Here is a 21,137-nt window from a genome sequence, read left to right as displayed (position 1 = left end):
CCAGGGCCACCGCCCCCGGCGCCTCCGCCCATGACGAAGACGCCGGGGTTCATGCCGGGAATGGCCGGGATGTTGGGGACCGGTGCCGTGCGCGCCATGACTTCGTGACTAACGGCGCGGTCTCCGAGCGTCAATCGAACGCCCGGCGGGCTATTGCTTCGGATTCGCGCGCATCCGCTTCGATATCTGCTTCCAGCGCCGCTTCTCCTCGAGCTTCGCGCGCACGTCCTGCTGCCGGGCGAGGTAGCGCCGCTCCGCCCCGAGCTTCAGGTACGCGCCGAGGCGCTCCGGATCGAGCTCGCCCTCCTCGATGGCGCGCAGCACCGCGCACCCGGGCTCGCCGTCATGGCTGCAGTCCCGGAAGCGGCAGGCCGCGGCGCGGGCCTCGACGTCGTCGAAGCCCGCGGGCGCGGCGCCGTCGTCGGACCAGAGGCCGAGCTCCCGCACGCCCGGCGTGTCGATGAGGAGGCCGCCGCCGGGCATCACGAAGAGCTCCCGGTGGGCGGTCGTGTGGCGGCCGCGCTCGTCCGACGCCCGGATCGCCCCCTCGCGCTGCACCTCCACGCCGAGCAGGCGGTTGCTGAGCGCCGACTTCCCCACCCCGGACGAGCCGACCAGGGCGATGGTCTCGCCGGCCCCGATCTCGGCGCGGAGCGCGTCGAGGCCGGCGCCGGACAGGGCGCTGACCAGCGCGATCGGCGCGGCGGGCGCGACCTCCCGCGCGGCGTCGATGAGCCGCCCCGGATCGGGGCAGACATCCGCCTTGTTGAGCACGAGCACCGGGCGGGCGCCGCTGTCGATGACCGCCTCGATGTACCGCTCCAGGCGGCGCACGTTGAAATCGGCGTTCAGCGACGTGACGATGAACACCTTGTCGACGTTGGCCGCGAGCACCTGCGCCTCCATCGCGGGCCCCGCGGCCTTGCGCCGCAGGCACGTGCTCCGCGCGAACGTGTGCACGATGTAGGCGGGCCCGGCGCCGTCGCCGGGCCTGAGCCCCACCCAGTCGCCGACGGTGGGCAGCGCGGCGCGGCCCGCGGCCTCGTGCGCGAGGCGCCCGCTGACGACCGCGAGGCGCGGGCCGTCCGCGGTCTGCACGTGGTGCCGCGAGGCGGAGGCGAGGAGGACGCGCGCCGGCTGCACGGCCTCCTCCAGGGACGCGAGCTGGCTCGCGAAGAAGGGAGTCCATCCGAGCCCGATCAGATCGGGTCGCGGTTCGTTCTGCGAAGACGGATCAACGGAAAAATCGGAGTCGATATGCATGACGGACGAGCGCTCCATGGCGTTCGGCCGCGCGGCGCGAGCTGCGGCGCGCGGCGATCGACGGACAAGGGCGCGGCGGCGCGCGAACGCGCCCGCGCCGGCCATTCCACGCGCGGGGCCGCCGCGGCGCGGAGCTCGTCGACCGTCAGGACGTCACGCCGGAGGGCACGCCCGGCCAGGGCGGATACCCTGCAAGGCGCGCACAGCGCAGGACGAACGCGCGCCGATCAGGGCGCACGCACGCCTTCACGACGGCGTGGAGACGAGCTCAGCTGGCCGCGGCGGAGACGACGGCGGCGGCGCAATGGGTGTGCTGTGTATTCCCACTCATGACCTGACCTCCGTGTTCGGCTCACGTCACAACGACGCGGCAGCGCCTAGAATCCGCCACCGTCGCGCCGCCGTCAAGCGCCTCCTGCTCTGTTCGGCCGCATCGCGCCGCTCACGCACGCACGCACGCACGCACTCACTCACCCCGCCCCGCGCGCGTTGCACGCCGCGCGAGCGGCCGTGGTCGGTGTTCGACCACGGCCGACAGCTCGCCGACAATTTTCGGTCGGCCGGTGGTTGGTGCACCGACGAGGCCGGACCTCCGGGGCGGGCGGGGCCGTGACCGCGCCGGAGGTTGCGAGGAGGCCCTCGCCGCACTAGGGTCCTCCGCTCCATGCCCACAAACTTCGAGCTCGTCTCCGATTTCAAGCCGTGCGGTGACCAGCCTCGCGCGCTCCAGGAGATCTGCTCCGCTTTCGAGCAGGGCGAGACCTTCCAGGTCCTCCTCGGCGTCACGGGCAGCGGCAAGACGTTCACCGCCGCCAAGGTGATCGAGAAGCTGCAGAAGCCGACCCTCATCATGGCGCCGAACAAGACGCTGGCGGCCCAGCTCTACGGTGAGATGAGGGAGCTCTTCCCCAACAACGCCGTCCACTATTTCGTCAGCTATTACGACTACTACCAGCCCGAGGCCTACGTCCCGACGAGCGACACGTACATCGAGAAGGACGCGATCATCAACGACGCGATCGACCGCATGCGCCACGCGGCGACGCACGCGCTGCTCTCGCGCCCGGACGTGATCATCGTCGCCTCGGTGAGCTGCATCTACGGCATCGGCTCGGCCGAGAGCTACCACGGGCTCCTGATCAAGCTCGAGCGCGGCACCGAGATCCGCCGCGACGAGCTCCTGCGGCGGCTCGTCGACATCCAGTACACGCGCAACGACGTCGACTTCCACCGCGGCACGTTCCGCGTCCGCGGGGACGTCGTCGAGATCTTCCCCGCCTACGAGGAGTCGCTCGCGATCCGGGTCGAGTTCTTCGGCGACGAGATCGAGGCGATCAAGGAGGTCGACCCCGTCCGCGGCAAGGTGGTGGGCCAGCTCGATCGCTACGCGGTCTTCCCCGGCTCCCACTACGTCACCGAGCAGCAGCAGCTCCGGCTCGCGATCCAGGCGATCCGGGAGGAGCTGCGCGAGCGCATCGACTTCTACGACAAGGCCGTGCGCTTCCTCGAGAAGCAGCGGATCGAGCAGCGCACGATGTACGACCTCGAGATGCTGGAGCAGATGGGGTTCTGCAACGGCATCGAGAACTACTCGCGCCACCTCTCGGGCCGGAAGCCCGGCGAGCCCCCGCCCACGCTGATCGACTATTTCCCGAAGGATTTCCTCCTCATCATCGACGAGTCGCACCAGACCGTCCCGCAGGTCGGGGCGATGTTCCGGGGGGACCGGGCGCGGAAGGAGACGCTGGTCGAGTACGGGTTCCGGCTCCCGAGCGCGCTCGACAACCGGCCGCTCAAGTTCGAGGAGTTCGAGCAGCACTACGCCCAGGTGCTCTTCGTGAGCGCGACGCCCGGCGACTACGAGCTGCAGAAGTCGGCCGGCGCGGTCGTCGAGCAGATCATCCGGCCGACCGGGCTCATCGATCCGCAGATCCACATCCGGCCGGTGGCCGGGCAGGTCGACGACCTGCTCGCGCGCATCCGGGAGCGGGTGAGCCGCGGCGACCGCGTCCTCGTCACGACGCTGACCAAGCGGATGGCCGAGGATCTGACCGAGTACTACACCGAGCTCGGCATCCGGGTCCGGTACCTCCACTCGGACGTCGACACGCTCCAGCGCGTGGAGATCCTCCGCGATCTCCGGCGCGGCGAGTTCGACGTGCTGGTCGGCATCAACCTCCTGCGCGAGGGGCTCGATCTGCCGGAGGTGTCGCTGGTCGCGATCCTCGACGCCGACAAGGAGGGCTTCCTCCGGAGCCCGCGCTCGCTCATCCAGACGATCGGCCGCGCCGCCCGCAACGTGCACGGCGAGGTCGTGATGTACGCCGATCGCATCACCGACGCGATGAAGCGCGCGATGGACGAGACGAACCGCCGGCGCGCGATCCAGGAGGCGTACAACAAGGAGCACGGCATCACGCCGGCCACGGTGAAGAAGGCGATCCTCGACCTGTCGCCCACGTCGGGCACGCGCGACTACTACGCCGTGCCGAAGGGCCCGGCGAAGCCCGCGGCCGAGGCGGCGCGCGCCGCGGTGGACCTGGTCGACCAGATCGACGCGCTCCGGCAGGAGATGTTCGCGGCGGCGGAGAACCTCGAGTTCGAGAAGGCGGCGCGGCTGCGCGATCAGCTCCGCCAGCTCAAGGCCCAGCAGGGCGACGGGGAGGCCGGCATCGCGCGCGAGGTGGCCGAGGAGAAGCCGGCGCGCTCCGGGCGAACGGCGAGCCGGCGGGGCGCGGCCGCGGGCGCGGGCGCCAAGGCGAACGGCGGGCGCGCGGGCGCAGGGGCGAGCGGCGGCGGGCGCGCGGCGGCGGCGCGCGGGCGCGGGCGGTACCGGTAACGGCGACGGAGCCCACGGGGGAGGGGCCGGCCAGGGTGGAAGACGCCGGCAGTCTGCCTGTCGCCCTGCGCCGCTGTGCGACAGGCGCTCTTCCGGGCTTTCGAACGTCGCGAGGGATCGGCGTCGACCCTGCGGCGCGGCCCTGATAAGGGGCGCGCGATGGCCGCCTCCGATCCGATCCTCGTCACCGTCACCGGCAGGGACCTGCCGGGCATCACCGCGCGGCTCACCGGCATCCTCAGCGACATCGGCGCCACGCTGCTCGACATCGAGCAGGTGGTGGTGCACGGCAACCTGAACCTCGCGCTGCTCGCGCTCTTCCCGGAGACGCGCAGCGGGCTCAAGGAGCTCCTGTTCGCGGCGAAGGAGCTCGGCGTGGCGCTCGACTTCAAGCCGCTCGACGGCGGCGCGCCGCCGCGCGCCCCAGGCAGCCGCTACGTGGTGACGGCCATCGGGCGGGAGCTCGGCGCGAAGCAGCTGCACGACGTGGCCTCCACGCTCGCGAGCCACGGCGCGAACATCGAGAAGATCGCGCGACTGTCGGTCGAGCGCCTGTCGTCGGTGGAGATCCAGGTGCTGCTCCAGCGCGAGGAGGAGGCCGACACGCTCAAGCGGGCCCTCCTGGCGCTCGCCATGCAGAACAGCTTCGACCTCGCCCTGCAGCGCGAGGGCCTCTTCCGCCGGAGCAAGCGGCTCGTCGTGATGGACATGGACTCGACGCTCATCCGCATCGAGGTGATCGACGAGCTCGCGCGCGAAAAGGGCGTGGCGGAGCAGGTCGCGAAGATCACCGAGCGGGCGATGCAGGGGGAGATGGATTACGACGAGTCGCTCCGCCAGCGGCTCTCGCTGCTCCGCGGCCTCGACGTCGGCGTGCTCCGGAAGCTCGCCGCCGAGCTCCCCATCACCGAGGGCGCCGAGACGCTCGTCCGCGTGCTGAGGCGGCTCGGCTACCGGACCGCGGTGATCTCCGGCGGCTTCTCGATCGCGGCGGAGGCGCTCAAGGCCCGGCTCGGGATCGACTACGCCTACTCGAACTCGCTGGAGGTCGAGGGCGGGAAGCTCACCGGCCGGGTGACCGGGCCCATCGTCAACGCGCAGCGCAAGGCGGAGCTGCTCGAGACCATCGCCCAGGCCGAAGGCGTGCTGCTCGATCAGACCATCGCCGTGGGCGACGGCGCCAACGACCTCCTGATGCTCCAGCGCGCCGGCCTCGGCGTCGCGTTCCGCGCAAAGCCCAAGCTGCGAGAGGCCGCGGACACGTCGCTGTCCGCGAGCGGCCTCGACGCCATCCTCTTCCTGCTCGGCATCACCGAGCGCGAGCTCCTGGAAGTGGCGTGAGCGGCGCCGCCCGCAACAGACGAACCGGCCCACCGGGCTGAACCGATTCAGTGAACACGGCGTCCGCCGGGGGCGGAGGCGGCTCCCCATCCCACGGCGCGGCGCGGAGGGTCTCGGCGCGCTGGCCGGGGCGCCGCGCGGGGCAGCGCGGCCCCTCGCCCACGGCGGCTGCGCTGGGAGGGGGTGTGGGAGCGGCTGCGCAGGCCCCGGGCGGCGCGCGGCCCTGCGCGGCGCGAGGCTCGCCCGCGGGCCGTCGTGCTATCCAACCGGGGCCATGCGGAGGAGCAGGTCCACACGAGAGGCGCGCTCCACCGGCTGGAGCGGAGGTGAGGCGTGAAGCGTCCGACGATCACGGACATCGCGTGGCGTGCAGGGGTGTCCAAGGGAGCGGTCTCCTATGCGCTGAACGGCAGGCCCGGCGTGTCGGAGCCGACGCGCGAGCGGATCCTCGCCATCGCGGCGGAGCTCGGCTGGCAGCCGAGCAACGCGGCGCGCGCGCTCTCCGACGGCCGGGCCAGCGCCGTCGGCCTGGTCATCGATCGGCCCGCGCACACGCTCGGCATCGAGCCGTTCTTCATGCAGCTCATCTCGGGCATCGAGGCGGAGCTGTCCGAGAAGGCGGAGGCGCTGCTGCTCAAGGTGACCGAGGATCGCGCGGCCGAGCTGGAGACGTACCGACGCTGGTGGGCGGAGCGGCGCGTGGACGGGGTGATCCTGGTCGATCTCTGCGAGAGCGATCCGCGCGTGAAGCTCGTGGAGGAGCTGAAGCTCCCGGCGGTGGTGGTCGGCGGGCCGATGGGCAAGGGGCGGCTCTCGGGCGTGTGGAGCGACGACGCGAGCGCGATGCGCGCGGTGGTCGACTACCTGGCCGCGCTGGGCCATCGGTCGATCGCGCGGGTCGCCGGCCCCGCGGAGTTCATGCACACCGCGCTCCGCACCAAGGCGTTCAACGCGGCCGCCCGCCAGCGGCGGATCGAGCGCGTGCAGACGGTCCACGCGGACTACACGGGCGAGGCCGGGGGCCAGGCCACGAGGCGGCTGCTCGCGGGGGCCACGCCGCCCACGGCCATCGTCTTCGACAACGACGTGATGGCCGTGGCCGCGCTCGCCGTCGCCCAGGAAATGCGCGTGCCCGTGCCCGAGCGCCTCTCGATCGTGGCGTGGGACGACTCGGCGCTGTGCCAGCTCGTGCACCCCGCCCTGACCGCGGTGCGCCGCAACATCGCCGAGCACGGCTCCCGCGCCGCCGCGCTGCTCCTCCGCCTGGTGGCCGGCGAGCCGATCGACGACGTCGAGTGCAGCGCGCCGACGCTCGCGACGCGGGGCAGCACCGCGCCGCCCCCCCGCGCCTGATCCGGCCCCGCGCCGCCGCGGGTGCGTTCCTCCCTTGCAGAGCGCACGCTGAACCGATTAAGTAGCCTGATCGGGACGTGAGGTATATGCATCGCAATTTCGCCAAAGTCGCTGTTCGTCAACAGGCCGTCGCCTGGCTCGGGGCCAATTTCTGGTCGAGGCGCGGCGGCCCGCTCATGTGGCAGAGCTACGATCCGGCCCTGGTCCGCGAGGAGCTCCGGGTGCTCGCCGAGCACGGCCTCACGATGACGCGGTCGTTCTTTTACTGGCCCCACTTCATGCCAGAGCCCGACCGGATCGACGAGGGCTGCGCGGAGCGTTACGGCGATTTCCTCGAGGCGCACGTGGAGGCGGGGATGACCACCATTCCGACCCTCCTCGTCGGCCACATGTCCGGCGAGAACTGGGACCCGGTCTGGCGGCGCGGGCGCGATCTCTACGGGGACGTGTGGATGGTCGCCCGGCAAGCGTGGTTCGCCGAGCAGATGGCGCGGCGCTTCGCGGGCCACCCGGCGGTGACCGGCTGGCTCGTCTCCAACGAGATGCCGATCTACGGCGAGCGCGAGCGCTCGGTCCGCGAGACGGTCACGAGCTGGGCGAGCCTTGTCGTGCAGGGGCTGCGGGCCGGCGGGGCGAGCCAGCCGATCTCGATCGGCGACGGCGCGTGGGGCATCGAGGTCACCGGCAACGACAACGGGTTCTCGGTGCGCGACCTCGGGGCGCTCGTCGATTTCCTCGGCCCGCACGTGTACCGGATGGAGAACGACCTGGTCCGCCAGCACTACGGGGCGGCGTTCATCTGCGAGCTCACGGGCTTCCTCGGCAAGCCGGTCGTGCTGGAGGAGTTCGGGGTGTCCTCGGGTTTCGTCTCCGACGAGAACGCCGCGCACTACTACCGGCAGGTCCTCCACAACACCCTGCTCGCCGGCGCCACCGGCTGGATCGGCTGGAACAACACCGATTTCGACCTCATCGACCAGGACCCCTACCGGCATCACCCGTTCGAGCTCCATTTCGGGCTGACGACGACCGACGGTCGCCCCAAGCCGCAGCTCGAGGAGATGGCGCGCTTCTCCCGGGTGCTCGCCGACATCGACGTCCTCGGCTGCGAGCGCGAGCCGGCCGACGCGGCGCTCATCGTGCCGTCGTACCTGGAGGGCGCGTTTCCGTTCACCGAGGCCGAGGATCGCAGCTACCTGTTCACGACGCTGCGGCAGGCCTACATCGCGGCGAAGGAGGCGGACCTGCCGGTCGGGCTGACCCGCGAGCGGGACGGGATCGCCGAGGACTGCCGGCTGTATCTCCTGCCGTCGGCCAAGCAGCTGACCGCGCCCAGCTGGCATCTCCTGGAGCGGCTGGCCTCGGGCGGCGCGGTGGTCTACGCGTCGTACTCCCACGGCACGCACGGGTCGCAGCGCGGCCCGTGGTACGCGCACCTCAACGCGATGTTCGGCGTCGAGCATCAGCTGCGCTACGGGATGGTCGACCCGATCGAGGACGATCGCGTGCAGCTCACCTTCGAGCGCGGTTTCGGCCCGATCGCGGAGGGCACCACGCTCGCGTTCCCGGTCGCCGGCACCGAGCACAGCCGCGCTTACCTGCCGGTGCGGCCCAAGGGCGCGGAGGTCGTCGCGGTCGACCAGCGCGGCCGGCCGGCGCTGCTGCGGCGCCGGGTCGGCAGCGGCAGCGTCGTGCTCTGCACCTACCCGATCGAGCACTTCGCCGCGGCGACCCCGCGGGTCAACCCGGAGCCGACCTACCGCCTTTACGATGCGCTCGCCGCGCTCGCCGGCGTGCGTCGGCCGGTGACCGTGGACGACCCGCGCGTCGCGGCCGACACCCTGCGCCACCGGGACGGCCGCCGCTTCGTGTTCCTGGTCAGCCAGGCCGACGCGCCGATCTCGGTCGAGCCCGTCGCGGCCTCGGGCCACCTGACCGAGCTGGGCGGCAAGTCCAAGGTCCACGCCGTGGAGCTCGCGCCGTACGACGTGCGGATCCTCGAGCTGCGAGCCTGATCAGGGTGAGCGCGGGGCCGCCGTCCCTCGTTTCGCGCTGACCTGAGGCGCGCCCCCGCGGCTCAGTACCAGCGCGGCGTGCCGCAATCGATGTGCAGGTGGTCCCGGTGGCTCGCGTCGAAGTCCGGCCCGAGGACGCGCGCGGCCGCCCCCTCGGCGCGGAGGCGGCGGGCCACGCCCCGGAGAAAGCGCCCCTCGCGGGTGGTCGGGTCGCTCCCGTGGAGCACGTAATCGCGGAGCACGCTGACGGCGCGGCCGCGCTTCGGCGAGAAGCGCGCGATATCGAAGGCATTGCCGAACGAGTGCTCGCTCAGCCCCTCGCTCCACCTTCGCATCCTGCCGACCACTTCCCTGCAGGCGTAGCTCCCCAGGGTGCTGATGCGGGCGATCGGCGAGCCCAGGTGCGTCTCCGCCTCTTCCTGGACCACGCGCTCGATATCGGCCAGCCGGAGGGCGAGCGAGCAATCCACCTGCAGCGGCGGCGAGTAAACGATGCCGGTCGGGCCGCGCGTCAGCAGCACGCCGTGCGGGATGCCGCACCCCTTCTTGTTGGGCTTCGCGACGTCCGGCAGCGCCTGGAACCGCGCGCCGGATTGCTTGAGCGCGTCGCGGCAATCCGCGCCTGCGGCCGCGGCGATGTGGCTCCACTGGCGCTGCGCCCGCGGCGGCCGCTCGCGCAGGCCTGCGGCGTCGGCGAGGTCCTCGACCCAGGGGCCGGCCCATCCCGGCGACGCCGCCGGCGGCGCCGCGGGAGCTCCGCCGGCGAGGGCGGGCGCTGGCTCCGCCAGGGTCGGCGCTCCGCCGTCGTCTAGCGGCGCTGCTCCCGCGAGGGCTGGCGCCGCTCCCGCGAGGGCCGGCGCCGGGGGCGCCATCAGCGCGGTTCCACCGAGCTCCGCGAGCGTGGAGCCGCCGGGGGAGCAGGACAGCGCCGAGGTCATCGCCGCCGCAACGAGCCCCGCAAGGAAGCGCGCGTGCACATCGATGTCCGTACCCCAGCGGGCGACCGGCGCAAGACGCGCGATTCATCCATCTCTCCGCGAAGGCCCACACCACCGCCGCCCCCGCCAGGTTCGCTCCTCTCCCGCGCCGGTCGTGATCGCGCTCGCCGAGAGAGTCCCCACGAAGGCAGCAAGCTATTGTTTTAGTTCAGATTTCTCCATGCTTCCCGCCGTCGGGGTCCGCTCGGCCCCCCTCCCCGCGGTGCTCGCCCTCCTCCGGCGCTCCCGGCGATGCCGACCGGAGCAGGAGCAGCCCAGCCAGCGAGACGACCGCCGCTGCGGCCGTCACGCTCCACGGCAGCAGCTCTCCCTCGACGATCCCTTGCACCGACGGCGGCTTGAAATAGAGCAGCGACACCGCGAGCCCGTTGTTCAAGGCGTGCAGCAGGGCCCCGGGCAGCACCGAGCCGGTGCGGTGGCGCGCGTAGCCGAGCACGAGCCCGAGCGAGAGCGTCGGCAGGAGCCGGTACACCGAGCCGTGCGCGAGCCCGAAGAGGAGCGCCGACACGCCGATCGCCACGGCGGGCCCGGCGCGGCGCAGCCCGGCGTAGACGAGGCCGCGGAACAAGAGCTCCTCGCAGACGGCCGGCGTCACCGCGACGAGCAGCAGCACGACCAGGTACGGCTGCCCGCCGAGCAGCACGAGCTCGCCGAGCTCGCGGACGAACGGCTCGGGCGGGGGGAACCACCGGAGGACGGTGCCGCCGATCGCGGCCCACGCCGACGCCCCGAGGAGCAGCGCCCCGGCGAGGCCGCGGACCGAGGGCCGCCGGAGGCCGAGCGTCGCCAGCGGCGAGTAGCCGAAGCCGGCGACCAGCGCGAGCGTCGGGGCGAGGAAGAAGCCGACCTGCGAGACCGCGAGCTGGACCGCCACGCTGGCGCGAGCGATGAGCAGGCTGCCGTAGAAGAAGAGCACCTGGACGCCCGCGAACGCCGCGAGCGAGAACCCGGCCGACGGCGCCCCGCCGGCCCGGCGCCGGAGGCCCAGCACCGCGCGCGCCGACTCCTGGCCGCCGAGCAGCACGTTCTCGCGCTCGAAGACGCGCGCCGCGAAGAGGAGCGCGAGGCAGGCGTAGAGCGCCGAGGAGAGGAGCGCCGTGAACAGGAGATCGACCGGCGCCTCCCCGACGAACAGCGCCTTGATCAGCACCGCGATGTTGAGGACCGGGGCGTAAGCCGTCCACGGGTTGAGCTCGACCACCGGCAGGGCCGTGATGCCGGCGAGCAGCGAGAGCGGCAGGTACGCCGGCATGAGCGCGTTCTGGCCGTCCTTGAAGTCCTTCGCGAACACGGCGAGGGCAAGGAACAGCGCCGAGAACAGGAGCGTGACCGGCACGAGCAGCGCGAACGTCAGCGCGAAGATCCAGGGATCGACGACCATCACGTCCGGGAGCATCCGGCTCACCGTGAGCGACAGGCTCACCACGTTGCCGAGCGCCGTGAGCAGCGAGATGATCCACACGGCCAGGAACTTCCCCGAGATGATCTCGATGGATCGCACCGGCGCGCACAGCAGCGTCTGCATCGTGCCGCGCTCCTTCTCGCCCGCCGTGAGGTCGATGGCCGGAAGGAAGCTGCCGAGGAGCGACATCAAGATCAGCATCATCGGCATCATCGAGCCCAGGATCTGGCCGACCTTGCGGCTGTCCGCCGCGACGTCGCGCGGCACGACGTCGTAGGCGATCGAGAACCCCTCGGGCAGGCCGCGCGCGGCCTCGCGCTCGGCGACGATGGCGCCGCGGGCGCGCCGCAGCGCGCCCGTGAGGCGCGCCTCCGCCGTGGCGGAGTCGGCGCGCACCGAGTCGAAGTAGATCGCGACGGCGCCCTTTCCGCCGCGCCCGAGCTCGGCCCCCAGCGACGGCCACGGGACGAGCACCGCGTCGACCTCGCGCTCGCTCACCGCGGCGCGCGCCGCGGCGAGCACGGGGTTGTCCGGCTCGATCCACCTCGGCCGCGGGCCCTCGGCCCCCGGCGCCTCCTCCTCGGCTCGGGGTGGAGGGCCCGCCGGCGGCGCGAGCGCCCCGGAGAGGAGCCCCTCGCGCACCTCCGGCGGCGCGCCGGCCCACGGCACGAGCTCGAGCTTCGCCGCCGACGAGAGCCGCGTCGAGAGGCCCTCGGCCAGCTCGCCCCACACCGCGATCCGCGACGAGCGCGCCTCGCGCGCCGCCACCTCCGAGCCGACGAGCTTGCTCATCGCGAGCGCGAAGAGCGGATAGAGGAGGATCGGCACGAGGACGAGGCGCACGAGGGTGCGCCGGTCCCGGAGCGACTCGACGAGCTCCTTGCGCAGGATGGTCCAGACGATGGCGAGCCTCACCGCGCCGGCCCTCCCGGAGCAGGCGCGCCGGCGCTCCCTGAAGCGTCGCGCGCCTCGCGCGGGCGGCTCCGCTCCACGTGGTAGAGGAAGGCGTCGGTCAGGTTCGCGGTGGCGGTGCGCTCGAGGAGCTCCGGCAGCGCGCCGCTGTCCGCGATGCGCCCCTCGTACAGCAGGGCGATCCGGTCGCAGAGGTACTCGGCCTCGCCCATGATGTGCGTCGAGAAGAGGACCGCCCTCCCCGCGGCGCGCTCGCGCCGGATCGACTCGACGATGAAGCGGCCGCTGATCACGTCGAGCGCGGTCGTCGGCTCGTCGAGGATGAGCACCTCGGGCTCGTGGAGGAAGGCGCGCGCGATGTTGGCGCGCTGCTTCTGCCCCGCCGACAGCGTGCTGCACGGCCGCGAGGCGAACGCCTCCATCTCGAGGTCGGCCACGAGCGCGTCGATGCGGCGCGAGAGCGCTGCCTCGCCCATGCCGTACAGCCGGCCGAAGTAGCGGAGCACCTCGCGGGGCGTGAGCCGCTGGTAGAGCTGGGTGTCGCCCGAGAGGAAGCCGATCCGCTGCTTCGCCTCGAGCGGCCTCGCGGCGAGGTCGACGCCGCCGATGAGGACACGCCCGGCGGTCGGCGAGAGGATGCCGGCGAGCATCCGCAAGGTCGTCGTCTTGCCCGCGCCGTTCGGCCCGAGCAGGCCCACGATCTCGCCGGGGTGTACGGCGAGGTCGATCCCGTCCACGGCCGTGAAGTCGCCGTACCGCTTCACCAGACGCTCGGCGCGGAGTGCGGCGCGCATGGCGGCACTCCTATTCGGTCCGCGGCGGGGCGCAAAGCGCCGGTCTCTCGATGGGGCCGCCGCGCGAGGCGGCGCCGGCGCGCGCGAGCGCCCTGCTCACGCCGCCCGCCTCCCGTCGGCCCTGTTCCGCGGCGCCGCCCCTCGACGTCCGCCGCAGACCCCCTAGACTACCCTGAAAGCGCATGTCGACGAGCACACCTTCCATGCCCATGCCCTATCGCAACCGCACGACGTCCGAGCCGGTGCAGTGCCCCTGCGGACACGGCCGTGATCACTACATGGTGAGCGCCGAGGCGGAATACCGCTTCGTGGGGTACCTCCAGCTCGCGTTCGGGATCTCGGCCCGGCCGACGAGGGTGAAATACCGGTGCCGTCGCTGCGACACGGTGTTCTCGACAACGACCGATCCGGCGGTCCTCGACAAGCACTATTGACGCGCGGCGGCGGGTGCTCGTGAACGACAACATATGGCTGGCCGCCCCCCGCGGCCCGGGGGCTCCATGAAGGGCCGCGTCCTCATCGTCGCCGGGTCCGACTCGGGCGGCGGCGCCGGCATCCAGGCGGATCTCAAGGCGGTTACGGCGCTCGACGCGTACGGCGCGACCGCGATCACGGCGCTCACCGCGCAGAACACCCGCGGCGTCGCCGGCGTGTTCCCGGTGCCGCCCGACTTCATCGGCCGCCAGATGGAGCTCGTGCTCGACGACATCGGCGCCGACGCGATCAAGACCGGCATGCTCCACTCGGCCGAGGTCATCGACGAGGTCGCGCGCGTCTACGAGCGCCTCGGCCGCGGCGCGCCGCTCGTGGTCGATCCCGTGATGGTCGCCAAGGGGGGCGCGCGCCTCTTGGAGCGCGACGCCGAGGGCGCCCTGCGCGGCCGGCTCCTGCCGCTCGCCGCGCTGCTCACGCCGAACATCCCCGAGGCCGAGGCGCTGACCGGCACGGTCATCGACAGCGTGGACGCGATGCGCCGCGCCGCCGCGCAGCTGCTCTCCATGGGTCCGCGCGCCGTGCTGCTGAAGGGGGGCCACCTCCCCGGCGCCGTGGTCGTCGACGTCCTCCGGACCGCGCCGGAGCCCGGCGCTTCCGGGCACCCCGGCGGGGAGCAGCTGTTCGAGGACGCGCGCATCGAGACGCGCGCGACCCACGGCACCGGCTGCACGCTCGCCTCGGCCATCGCCGCCGGCCTCGCCCAGGGCCTCGCCCTCGTCCCGGCGATCGCGCGTGCGCGGCGCTACCTCCGCGAGGCGATGCGCGCCGCGCCGGGGCTTGGCCACGGCCACGGCCCGCTGAACCACGCCCACACGGCGCGGCCGTTCTCCTGAACAGCGCGCCGGGGCGGCGCCCTCCTGTGAACAACGCGCCGGGCGGCGCCCTCCCGTGGGCGGGCGCCGCGGGCGGCCACGCGCAGCCGGCCGCTGCGCGCGCAGTCGGCCGCGCCGGCGGGCCCGCAGCGGCGGCCGTGGCGGCCGCGCGCCGGCGGTCCCGCAGCGGCCGGCGGCCGCTCCGCGCCGCGCCGAACGGGCAAGCCGCAGCGCATGTGCAACGACTCGTTGCGCCCGGGGCTCGAATGGACGACCCTGCGCGCAGTCCGTATCGGCGTGCCGGCGGTTCAGCTTCGGCGCCGGCGCGGAGCTCTTCCTCACCCTTCGTGCGCCCGTGGCCGTGACCAAAGATCCCCTCCCTCCCATCGACGTCGGAACGGTCATCAACGACCGGTACGAGGTCCTGAAGAGCATCGGCAAAGGCGGCATGGGCGAGGTGTTCTTGGCCTTCGATCGCCTGACCCAGCAGCAGGTGGCGCTCAAGGTGGTGCCCGAGGCCTCCGCCATGCCGGGCGACGACGAGGCCCTGCGGCAGGAGGTGATCCTCGCCCAGAAGGCGCGCCACCCGAACGTCTGCCGCGTGCACGACCTCGCGCCGAGCCCGTGGGGGCCCATCCTCGTGATGGAGTACATCCCCGGGCAGACGCTCCACAACCATATCCGCAAGCGCAAGACGTCCGGCGGCTTCAGCGCCGACGAGTTCCGCAAGATCTCGACCGACGTCTGCGCGGGGCTCGCCGCCATCCATCAGCAGGGGCTCGTGCACGGCGATCTGAAGCCCGGCAACGTGATGGTCGCCGACGATCGCGCCGTCATCCTCGACTTCGGCTTCGCGAAGGAGCGCGCGCGCGCGGCCGTGCGCAAGCCGGGGGCGCCGCCGGACGGCGGCACGCCTCACTACATGTCGCCGGAGCGGCTGCGCAACGGCGGCGCGAGCCCCGAGGACGACGTCTACGCCGCGGCGCTGACGCTCTGGGAGATGTGGACCTGCCGCGTCCCCGAGCCCGGCTACAAGCCGCGGCTCAAGACGATGAAGCAGCAGATCACGTTCGACGTGCCCGCCGCGCTGACGAACGACGAGATCCGGCAGATCTTCCGCGCGCTCAACCCGGATCCGCAGATGCGCCCGCAGGCGCGGCACATGCGGTTCTTCAACCCGACGCAGACCACGACCGCGCCGATCCAGCTGCCGCGCGAGCGCATCGATCCCGGCCCTGCGCCCGGGCGGGCCATCAAGACGCAGTTCACCCCCGGCGCGCAGTCGCTGCTCATCACGTACGCCACGAACGCGCCGGACAGCGTCGCCACGCTGTTCCCGCTGCAGAAGCCGGTGCTCTCGATCGGCCGCCGCAGCGATCAAGATCTCGTCCTGGCCGAGGCGACCGTCTCCGGGTCGCACGCGCTCCTCCGCTGGCAGACGGGCTCGTGGCTGGTCGAGGATCTGAACAGCACGAACGGCACGTACGCGGACTTCCCGTTCGAGCGCAAGGCGCAGGTCTCGCTGCTCCACGGCGCCGAGGTGCAGCTCGGGGAGTGCCGCCTCATGGTGGTCACGTTCGGACCGGACTCGCCGCACCACGACAAGGCGAAGCGCTACCTCGCGCGGCGCGACGGCCTCACGGGGCTCCTCGTGCGCGAGCACCTGATGAAGGCCATCGACGAGGACGGCTTCTTCGCCGAGTGGGCCGAGGTGCCGATGCAGATCGCGCGCTTCGAGCTCCGCGGCCAGAACGGCCTCGTGAGCCTGCGGCCGACGATCCTCGAGATGCTCGCGCTGCGCAAGGCGGCGCTTCAGGTCGTCGACCTGACCCAGACGCTGCTGCTCAGCCTGACGCCTGCCGCGGCCGGGCGCACCGGCCCGCTCACGTTCGTCGTCTCGATCGTGGGGCCCAACCTGGACGAGGCCCAGCACGTGGTCGAGCAGGTCGTCGCGCAGGTGCAGGGCACGCTCCCCGAGACGCTCGAGCTGACCGCGACGCTCGTGAAGTGCGAGCCGGGTCGCCCCGCCCGCACGCTGATCGACTGACGGCGGGCGGCCGCGCCGCCGAGCCGTTCGATCGCGTGGAGCGCGACCTCCGCGTCGCCGGCGCCGTTGCGGTCGACGCGCGATCGCGGCCGCCTAGCCGTCCTCACCGCCGCGGGGCCGTCCCGCGGCCGCGTGCTCCGTCGGCGATGCGGCGCTCGTCACGCAGCCGCGCAGCCGCCGGCACGAGCACACGCTCGCCGGCAGCTCGCGCGCGACAGGACCGCTCCCGCGCCGGAGCGGCAAGCGATCACGAACCGCTGCAGGACTCGCCCGGAGCCACGGCGTGGTCGAGCACCACCTCGCCGGACAGCTTCCGGGCGTCGATCTCCCCCTGCCAGATGAGCTCCGCGCTGCCCTGCGCGTCGACGACGTCCCGCAGCAGCCGCACGTAGACCTTGCGCGGGGCGACCTCGGGGATCGACACCGCGAAGTCGAACGCGCAGACCGAGTCGCACCGCGGGTTCGCCGCATCGGGCTCGTCCCTCTCGGTGATCTCGTAGATGCTGTCGATCCGGTCCACGTGCATCGCACGCTGGCCGCAACAGTTGAGCAAGAGCCGGCTGTCCACGACCGCCAGGGAGCCGGTCGACGGATCGTAGCGCCAGCGCAGCACCTCGGCGCCGCAGTAGCTCTCCTCCCCCTCGACGGCGAGCCTCCGCTCCGGCTCCACGAATCCGCCGGCCTCGCTCACGGTCCCGACCTGCGCGGGCTCCGTCTCCAGACACGCGCTCAGAAGAACCAGCGATCCAACCGTTGCAAACGCCCTGCAGGCCCCCACGTACTTCATGCCCCGACGTCCTTGGCTATCCCGCCCCACTGTTAAAATACGCCCAAAATGAAGTAACAGGGGCTTCAATAAGAATTCGCAATCCGTTTCCGCGGCACATGCCCCGGATTCAGTCGCTGGCAGACGTGGGTAGGAGGTGCATGCACGCTGCACCCCGGAGCAGCTGCACGCACATTCGGGTGTGATCTACGCGTTCTTGGAATAAAAGTCCAGGCGAAAGTAGTAGAGTACGCTCGGTCGTCTGACCTCGGCCGTCATGGTCGGTCGACCTGCTCCACAATCCCACCTACGTCCGGTCTGTCGAGGTGCGTCACCGACCCGCCGTCGGCCGCGATCCCGCAGTGCCGGCCGCGGCGTGCGACGCGGGCGCCGTCGTCACCTCGCGGCGACGGTCGTGCTGCGCCGGCGCGGCGAGCTCTGCTCCTGGCAACCGATGTCTGCGGGGGCGTCGTCGAGGACGACCGCGCCCGCGGCGACATCCAGGTCGAGGGTGCCGCTCCAGACCACGGACGGGCTGCCCTGCCGATCGACGACGTCGCGCAGCAGCTTCACGTAGATCTCGCCCCGCGGGACGTCCTGCACGCCCACCGACAGGTCGAAGGCGCACTGCTCGCTGCAGCGCCCCCCGGCGTCGTCCGGCGCGTCGCGCTCGGTGACCTCGTAGAGGCTGTCGATCCTCTCGACGTGGATCGCGCGCGTGCCGCAGCAATCGAGCATCAACCGGGCATCCGCGAGCCGGAGCGTCGCCGACGGCTCATCGTACTGCCAGCGGAGCACCTCGGCGCTGCAGTAGCCCCCGTCCTCTCCCGGGGCGAGCCGGTGCTCCGGGTTCCGGAAGCCCCCCTGCTCGCTGATCTTCGCCTCCTGGACCGCCTCCACCGAGCTGCAGCCACCGGCGCAGAAGGTCCAGACGATCGCGATGGCGGTCCAGATACGGCTCGACACCATGCTCTTCTCCATGTTCGTTTCGCTGGCTGACCAGGGCGATCTACGACCGCTCCGGCGGTGCAACTTTCCAGCCAACTCACCCCTGAGCAGTCCGGAGGCTAAACGCGACCGACGCAGCGGGCCAAAGAAGCGGTGACCCAGGGCGCGCTCTCATGGCGCTCCGCTCGCTGCGGAGGCGCGCGCGCTCGCGCAGGAACGACCTGCGTGAGACGCGCTTGGGCCGAAGAAGTTGCCGGACGGAGAGCCCCTCGATCCAGCCGCGACGAGGCGCCCGCCGATCCCGCGCGCCGGACGTCCTGGCCGCGCCTGCCGCGGCGCGACGCGCGGCGTGCGGTCCGCTGGGCCGGGGACCGACCGTGCGGGACGCCTTGCCACAGGGTGTGCAGCGTCCGCACGCCCCGCGCCCGGTCTGCACGCCAGCGCCGGGCTCGGCTCAGCGGAGCTCGTCCCGGGACGGCGCCGGCGATCGGGTCAGTTCTTCGCCTCGACGGCCTTGCCGGGAGGAAGGGGATCCCAGCGCAGCGAGTCCCCGAGCAGGTTGGAGATGCGCTTCGGGCGCTGCCCGTCGACGCGCATGATGTAGAGCCCCGGGCCCTCGCCGGACGTGCGCGTCGAGAAGAAGGCCACGAGCCGCCCGTCGGGGCTGCAGGCCGGGTACCCGTTCCTGCCCTGGTTCTGGGTCAGCCGCGCGAGGCCGCCGCCCGTCTCCCCGGAGACGACGAGGTCGGTGTTCTTGCCGACCCCGACGGCGTAGATCGCCTTCACCCCGTCGGGGTGGTTGCAGAACGTGGGCGCCGACGCGAAGAGCCCCTCCGGCGAGATCGCCTTGCCGCCCACGTAGATGCGCTGCCCGTACCTGCCCTCGCCGGAGAAGGCGAGCTTGCCGGTCGGCGTGAACGCCGGGTGGAGCGCCATCCCCACCTCGGACGCCGGCTTGATGCTCTGGAAGTCGGGCCCGGAGAACAGCTTGATCGTCGATCCGACGCCGATGCTGAGCGCGACCTGGGAGCGATCCTTGGAGAAGGCGATCCCGTAGACCGAGCCCTTCACGGGCAGCGCCTGCGGGCCGCCCGCCGGCGTGAAGATCTTGTACTCGTCGCCCTTCACGCTCGCCGCGTAGTAGAGCTGCTCGCTCTTCCCGAACGCGGGGGCGATGGCGGTCTGATCCGGCGGGGAGACGGCCTTGGCGTCGTGCCCGTCGGCGTCGATCGTGAAGACGCGGCGCAGCGAGCCCGAGCCCGAGGCGAACGTCATGTGGCTGGCGAAGCCGCCGTTCTGGCCGGTGAGGGCGCCGATGAGCTGGTCGGCCACCCGGTGCGACTCGAACCGGACGTCGCGGAGCGGCACGATGAACTTCTTGTCGAACACGGGAGCCTGCCCGCGGTTCACCAGGAACGCCTGGCCGACGAGCTCGGCCTTGTCCGGGCCGACCTTCTTGCCGCGCACGCTGACGACCGCCTCGACCCCCTTCGCGGACCACGCCTTGACGTCCACCGGGCTGTCGGAGAGGTACAGGCCGTCGGGCGCGGCGCTGTCGGGCAGCACCTCGAACTCGCCGCAGAGCTCGAGATCGCGCCGGACCACGCTGTGGAGCGTCACGTCCTCGGGGTCGGAGACGAGCGACGGTAGGACGCCGATCTTCGGGAGCGGGCGCGACGCGCCGGCGACGACCGTGATGTGGCCGAGGATCTCCTCCGCGTCGGGGGGCGCGGTGGAGGCCGGCGCCTGCGCCGGAGCAGGGGGGGCAGCGAGCGCGGCGGCGGCGAGCGCCAGCGCGCCGAGGGCGTATTGAGCTAGTCGCATGTGTTCTCCCGACAGACGAAGGTGACGCTGACCTGCTTCTGACCGAGGTCGGGATAGTTCTCGGGCGGCGGCGGAAGCGCCTGCCCCTTCGCCCCCTCGAGCGTCGTCCGCGCGGCCGCGTCGAAGGCGGGATTCCCGCTCGGCGTCAGCGTGTAGCTCACCATCTGCCCGTCCGACAAAACGATCACCGCGCGCGGCTTGTACTTCGTGAGCTCCTCCGGCGGGAGCCCCGAGCCGTTCACGCGGAACCTGCTCGAGAACCAGCCCGCGATGCGGGCCAGGTACAGATCCACCGCGCGCGCCTTGAGGGGATCGGTCTCCGTCCCCTCCTTCACGCCGTCCGCGTGCCCCTCCTGCTCGACGTTGGGGGCCTCGCCCGCGTCGGTGGTCTTCGGATCGAGCTCGATGTCGACCTGCTTCGCGATCGCGGCGTCGGGCGGCGGCGGCGCGGTGCCCGCGTCGGCGACCTTGATCTCCGGCGGCGGGATGTCCTTCTCCGTCTTGCCCGCGCTCGGCGAGACGAACGCCTTCTGCTCGACGCGCGGCTTGGGCGTCTGGCGCACCCACCGATCGGGCAGCTTCATCCTGTCGCGCTTGCCGCCCAGCTTGAGCAGCGGCGTGTCCATGTCGAGCACCGGGATCACCTTCACCGGGACGCTCGGCCCCTTCTCGATCTCGGGTGCGGCGGCCGGCACCGAGAGGTCCGCCAAGGTGATCGCCACGGCGGCGCCCGCCTGCACGCCCACCGCCACCGCGACGGCGAGCGCGACGTCCCGCGGGCGGAAGTCGCTCCTCGGCCGGCGCTGTCCCGGCGGCGTCGGTCGCGGCGCGCGCGCCGCGGCCGTGCTCAAGGCGCCGCTCCCCCGGGCCGCGGCGCCGCGCCGCCGGGCGGAGGCGCCGCGCCTTCGGGCTCGAGCTCCGGCTGGACGAGGAGGTTCAGCCCCTCGACCCCGGCGGCCCGGGCGGCGGCCACGACCCGCGCAACGGCGCCGTAGCGGGCGTCCTTGTCGGCGCGGATGTAGAGCTCCTTCTCCTTCTGCACGCGCCCGTTCGACGCGAGCACGCCCTCGATGTCGGCGGTCGCGTCGTCCTCGCCGAAGAGGATCTTCTCCTCCTTCGTGACGGTCACGACGAGCTTCGTGTCCTTCGTCGGCGCCTCCTCGGCGGAGACGTTGGGCAGCTCGACACGCAGCCCGGCCGTGAGCAGCGGGGCGGTGACCATGAACACCACGAGGAGCACCAGCATCACGTCCACGAGCGGCGTGACGTTGATCTCGCTGAACCCGCCGCCCCGCCGCCTGCGCCCTCCGCCGACCGACATCGCCATG

16 protein-coding genes are annotated in these 21,137 nt (G+C 72.4%); 7 read left to right on the top strand and 9 right to left on the bottom strand.

Annotated features, from left to right (window positions below):
• Positions 1–150 precede the first annotated feature (150 nt).
• A complete protein-coding gene (rsgA, locus tag NQZ70_RS04700) occupies positions 151–1,263 on the bottom strand; it encodes a ribosome small subunit-dependent GTPase A (RefSeq protein WP_237245033.1) in 1,113 nt (370 codons plus the stop codon).
• 664 nt (positions 1,264–1,927) lie between these two features.
• On the opposite strand from rsgA, the gene uvrB reads away from it, so the two are divergent.
• From uvrB to NQZ70_RS04680, 4 genes are all read left to right on the top strand, one after another.
• Positions 1,928–4,102, top strand: coding sequence for an excinuclease ABC subunit UvrB (uvrB, locus tag NQZ70_RS04695; protein WP_129573138.1), 2,175 nt, complete (start codon positions 1,928–1,930; stop codon positions 4,100–4,102).
• A 159-nt stretch (positions 4,103–4,261) separates the two neighbouring features.
• Positions 4,262–5,443 carry a phosphoserine phosphatase SerB gene (gene serB / locus NQZ70_RS04690; RefSeq protein WP_129573137.1) on the top strand — a complete coding sequence of 394 codons (1,182 nt, stop codon included), beginning with the start codon at positions 4,262–4,264 and terminating at the stop codon, positions 5,441–5,443.
• Positions 5,444–5,776: 333 nt separating this feature from the next.
• Positions 5,777–6,796, top strand: coding sequence for a LacI family DNA-binding transcriptional regulator (locus NQZ70_RS04685; RefSeq protein WP_129573136.1), 1,020 nt, complete (start codon positions 5,777–5,779; stop codon positions 6,794–6,796).
• 86 nt (positions 6,797–6,882) lie between these two features.
• Positions 6,883–8,811, top strand: a complete 1,929-nt coding sequence (locus tag NQZ70_RS04680; protein ID WP_129573135.1) for a cellulase family glycosylhydrolase — start codon at positions 6,883–6,885, stop codon at positions 8,809–8,811.
• Positions 8,812–8,873: 62 nt separating this feature from the next.
• Here the strand turns inward: NQZ70_RS04680 and NQZ70_RS04675 are convergent, their stop codons facing one another.
• The 3 genes from NQZ70_RS04675 to NQZ70_RS04665 form a co-directional block, all read right to left on the bottom strand.
• Positions 8,874–9,749, bottom strand: coding sequence for an extensin family protein (locus NQZ70_RS04675; protein WP_207217743.1), 876 nt, complete (start codon positions 9,747–9,749; stop codon positions 8,874–8,876).
• 208 nt (positions 9,750–9,957) lie between these two features.
• A complete protein-coding gene (locus NQZ70_RS04670; RefSeq protein WP_129573133.1) occupies positions 9,958–12,126 on the bottom strand; it encodes an ABC transporter permease subunit/CPBP intramembrane protease in 2,169 nt (722 codons plus the stop codon).
• The gene (locus NQZ70_RS04665; protein WP_129573132.1) at positions 12,123–12,917 is read right to left on the bottom strand and encodes an ABC transporter ATP-binding protein; all 795 of its coding nucleotides are present in this window, start codon (positions 12,915–12,917) and stop codon (positions 12,123–12,125) included. The genes NQZ70_RS04670 and NQZ70_RS04665 overlap by 4 nt, the downstream gene beginning before the upstream one ends.
• A gap of 203 nt (positions 12,918–13,120) precedes the next feature.
• Between NQZ70_RS04665 and NQZ70_RS04660 the strand changes: the two genes are divergently transcribed.
• The 3 genes from NQZ70_RS04660 (at position 13,121) to NQZ70_RS04650 (ending at position 16,271) form a co-directional block, all read left to right on the top strand.
• Positions 13,121–13,351 carry a hypothetical protein gene (locus NQZ70_RS04660; RefSeq protein ID WP_237245032.1) on the top strand — a complete coding sequence of 77 codons (231 nt, stop codon included), beginning with the start codon at positions 13,121–13,123 and terminating at the stop codon, positions 13,349–13,351.
• Between the two features lie 66 nt (positions 13,352–13,417).
• On the top strand, positions 13,418–14,245 hold the full coding sequence (gene thiD / locus NQZ70_RS04655) for a bifunctional hydroxymethylpyrimidine kinase/phosphomethylpyrimidine kinase (protein ID WP_129573131.1): 828 nt from the start codon (positions 13,418–13,420) through the stop codon (positions 14,243–14,245).
• A 340-nt stretch (positions 14,246–14,585) separates the two neighbouring features.
• Positions 14,586–16,271 (top strand): FHA domain-containing serine/threonine-protein kinase, encoded by a 1,686-nt coding sequence (locus NQZ70_RS04650; RefSeq protein WP_236644444.1) that lies wholly within the window; start codon positions 14,586–14,588, stop codon positions 16,269–16,271.
• A gap of 247 nt (positions 16,272–16,518) precedes the next feature.
• On the opposite strand, the gene NQZ70_RS04645 is transcribed toward NQZ70_RS04650, so the two are convergent.
• The 5 genes from NQZ70_RS04645 to NQZ70_RS04625 form a co-directional block, all read right to left on the bottom strand.
• A complete protein-coding gene (locus tag NQZ70_RS04645) occupies positions 16,519–17,058 on the bottom strand; it encodes a hypothetical protein (RefSeq protein WP_237245031.1) in 540 nt (179 codons plus the stop codon).
• A gap of 375 nt (positions 17,059–17,433) precedes the next feature.
• Positions 17,434–18,006 carry a hypothetical protein gene (locus NQZ70_RS04640; RefSeq protein ID WP_237245030.1) on the bottom strand — a complete coding sequence of 191 codons (573 nt, stop codon included), beginning with the start codon at positions 18,004–18,006 and terminating at the stop codon, positions 17,434–17,436.
• Positions 18,007–18,477: 471 nt separating this feature from the next.
• Complete coding sequence (locus NQZ70_RS04635) at positions 18,478–19,809, bottom strand: PD40 domain-containing protein (RefSeq protein WP_129573129.1); 1,332 nt, start codon at positions 19,807–19,809, stop codon at positions 18,478–18,480.
• A complete protein-coding gene (locus NQZ70_RS04630) occupies positions 19,800–20,660 on the bottom strand; it encodes a TonB C-terminal domain-containing protein (protein WP_129573128.1) in 861 nt (286 codons plus the stop codon). Before NQZ70_RS04630 ends, NQZ70_RS04635 begins: the two co-directional genes overlap by 10 nt.
• Entirely contained in the window at positions 20,657–21,136 is a 480-nt protein-coding gene (locus NQZ70_RS04625) for a biopolymer transporter ExbD (protein WP_129573127.1), read from the bottom strand. The genes NQZ70_RS04630 and NQZ70_RS04625 overlap by 4 nt, the downstream gene beginning before the upstream one ends.
• Position 21,137: the final 1 nt, after the last annotated feature.

This window comes from Sorangium sp. So ce836 (genome assembly GCF_028553905.1).
GTDB lineage: Bacteria > Myxococcota_A > Polyangia > Polyangiales > Polyangiaceae > Sorangium > Sorangium cellulosum_D.
The sequence above is the reverse complement of the archived record's forward strand: the minus strand, read 5'-3'. Positions and strand labels throughout refer to the sequence as shown.

Bases quoted from the DNA above. Each gene is read 5' to 3' on its own strand.
- rsgA (WP_237245033.1), bottom strand. From the start codon at position 1,263: ATGCATATCGACTCCGATTTTTCCGTTGATCCGTCTTCGCAGAACGAA.
- uvrB (WP_129573138.1), top strand. From the start codon at position 1,928: ATGCCCACAAACTTCGAGCTCGTCTCCGATTTCAAGCCGTGCGGTGAC.
- serB (WP_129573137.1), top strand. From the start codon at position 4,262: ATGGCCGCCTCCGATCCGATCCTCGTCACCGTCACCGGCAGGGACCTG.
- NQZ70_RS04680 (WP_129573135.1), top strand. From the start codon at position 6,883: ATGCATCGCAATTTCGCCAAAGTCGCTGTTCGTCAACAGGCCGTCGCC.
- NQZ70_RS04675 (WP_207217743.1), bottom strand. From the start codon at position 9,749: ATGACCTCGGCGCTGTCCTGCTCCCCCGGCGGCTCCACGCTCGCGGAG.
- NQZ70_RS04665 (WP_129573132.1), bottom strand. From the start codon at position 12,917: ATGCGCGCCGCACTCCGCGCCGAGCGTCTGGTGAAGCGGTACGGCGAC.
- NQZ70_RS04660 (WP_237245032.1), top strand. From the start codon at position 13,121: ATGCCCATGCCCTATCGCAACCGCACGACGTCCGAGCCGGTGCAGTGC.
- thiD (WP_129573131.1), top strand. From the start codon at position 13,418: ATGAAGGGCCGCGTCCTCATCGTCGCCGGGTCCGACTCGGGCGGCGGC.
- NQZ70_RS04645 (WP_237245031.1), bottom strand. From the start codon at position 17,058: ATGAAGTACGTGGGGGCCTGCAGGGCGTTTGCAACGGTTGGATCGCTG.
- NQZ70_RS04640 (WP_237245030.1), bottom strand. From the start codon at position 18,006: ATGGTGTCGAGCCGTATCTGGACCGCCATCGCGATCGTCTGGACCTTC.
- NQZ70_RS04635 (WP_129573129.1), bottom strand. From the start codon at position 19,809: ATGCGACTAGCTCAATACGCCCTCGGCGCGCTGGCGCTCGCCGCCGCC.
- NQZ70_RS04625 (WP_129573127.1), bottom strand. From the start codon at position 21,136: ATGGCGATGTCGGTCGGCGGAGGGCGCAGGCGGCGGGGCGGCGGGTTC.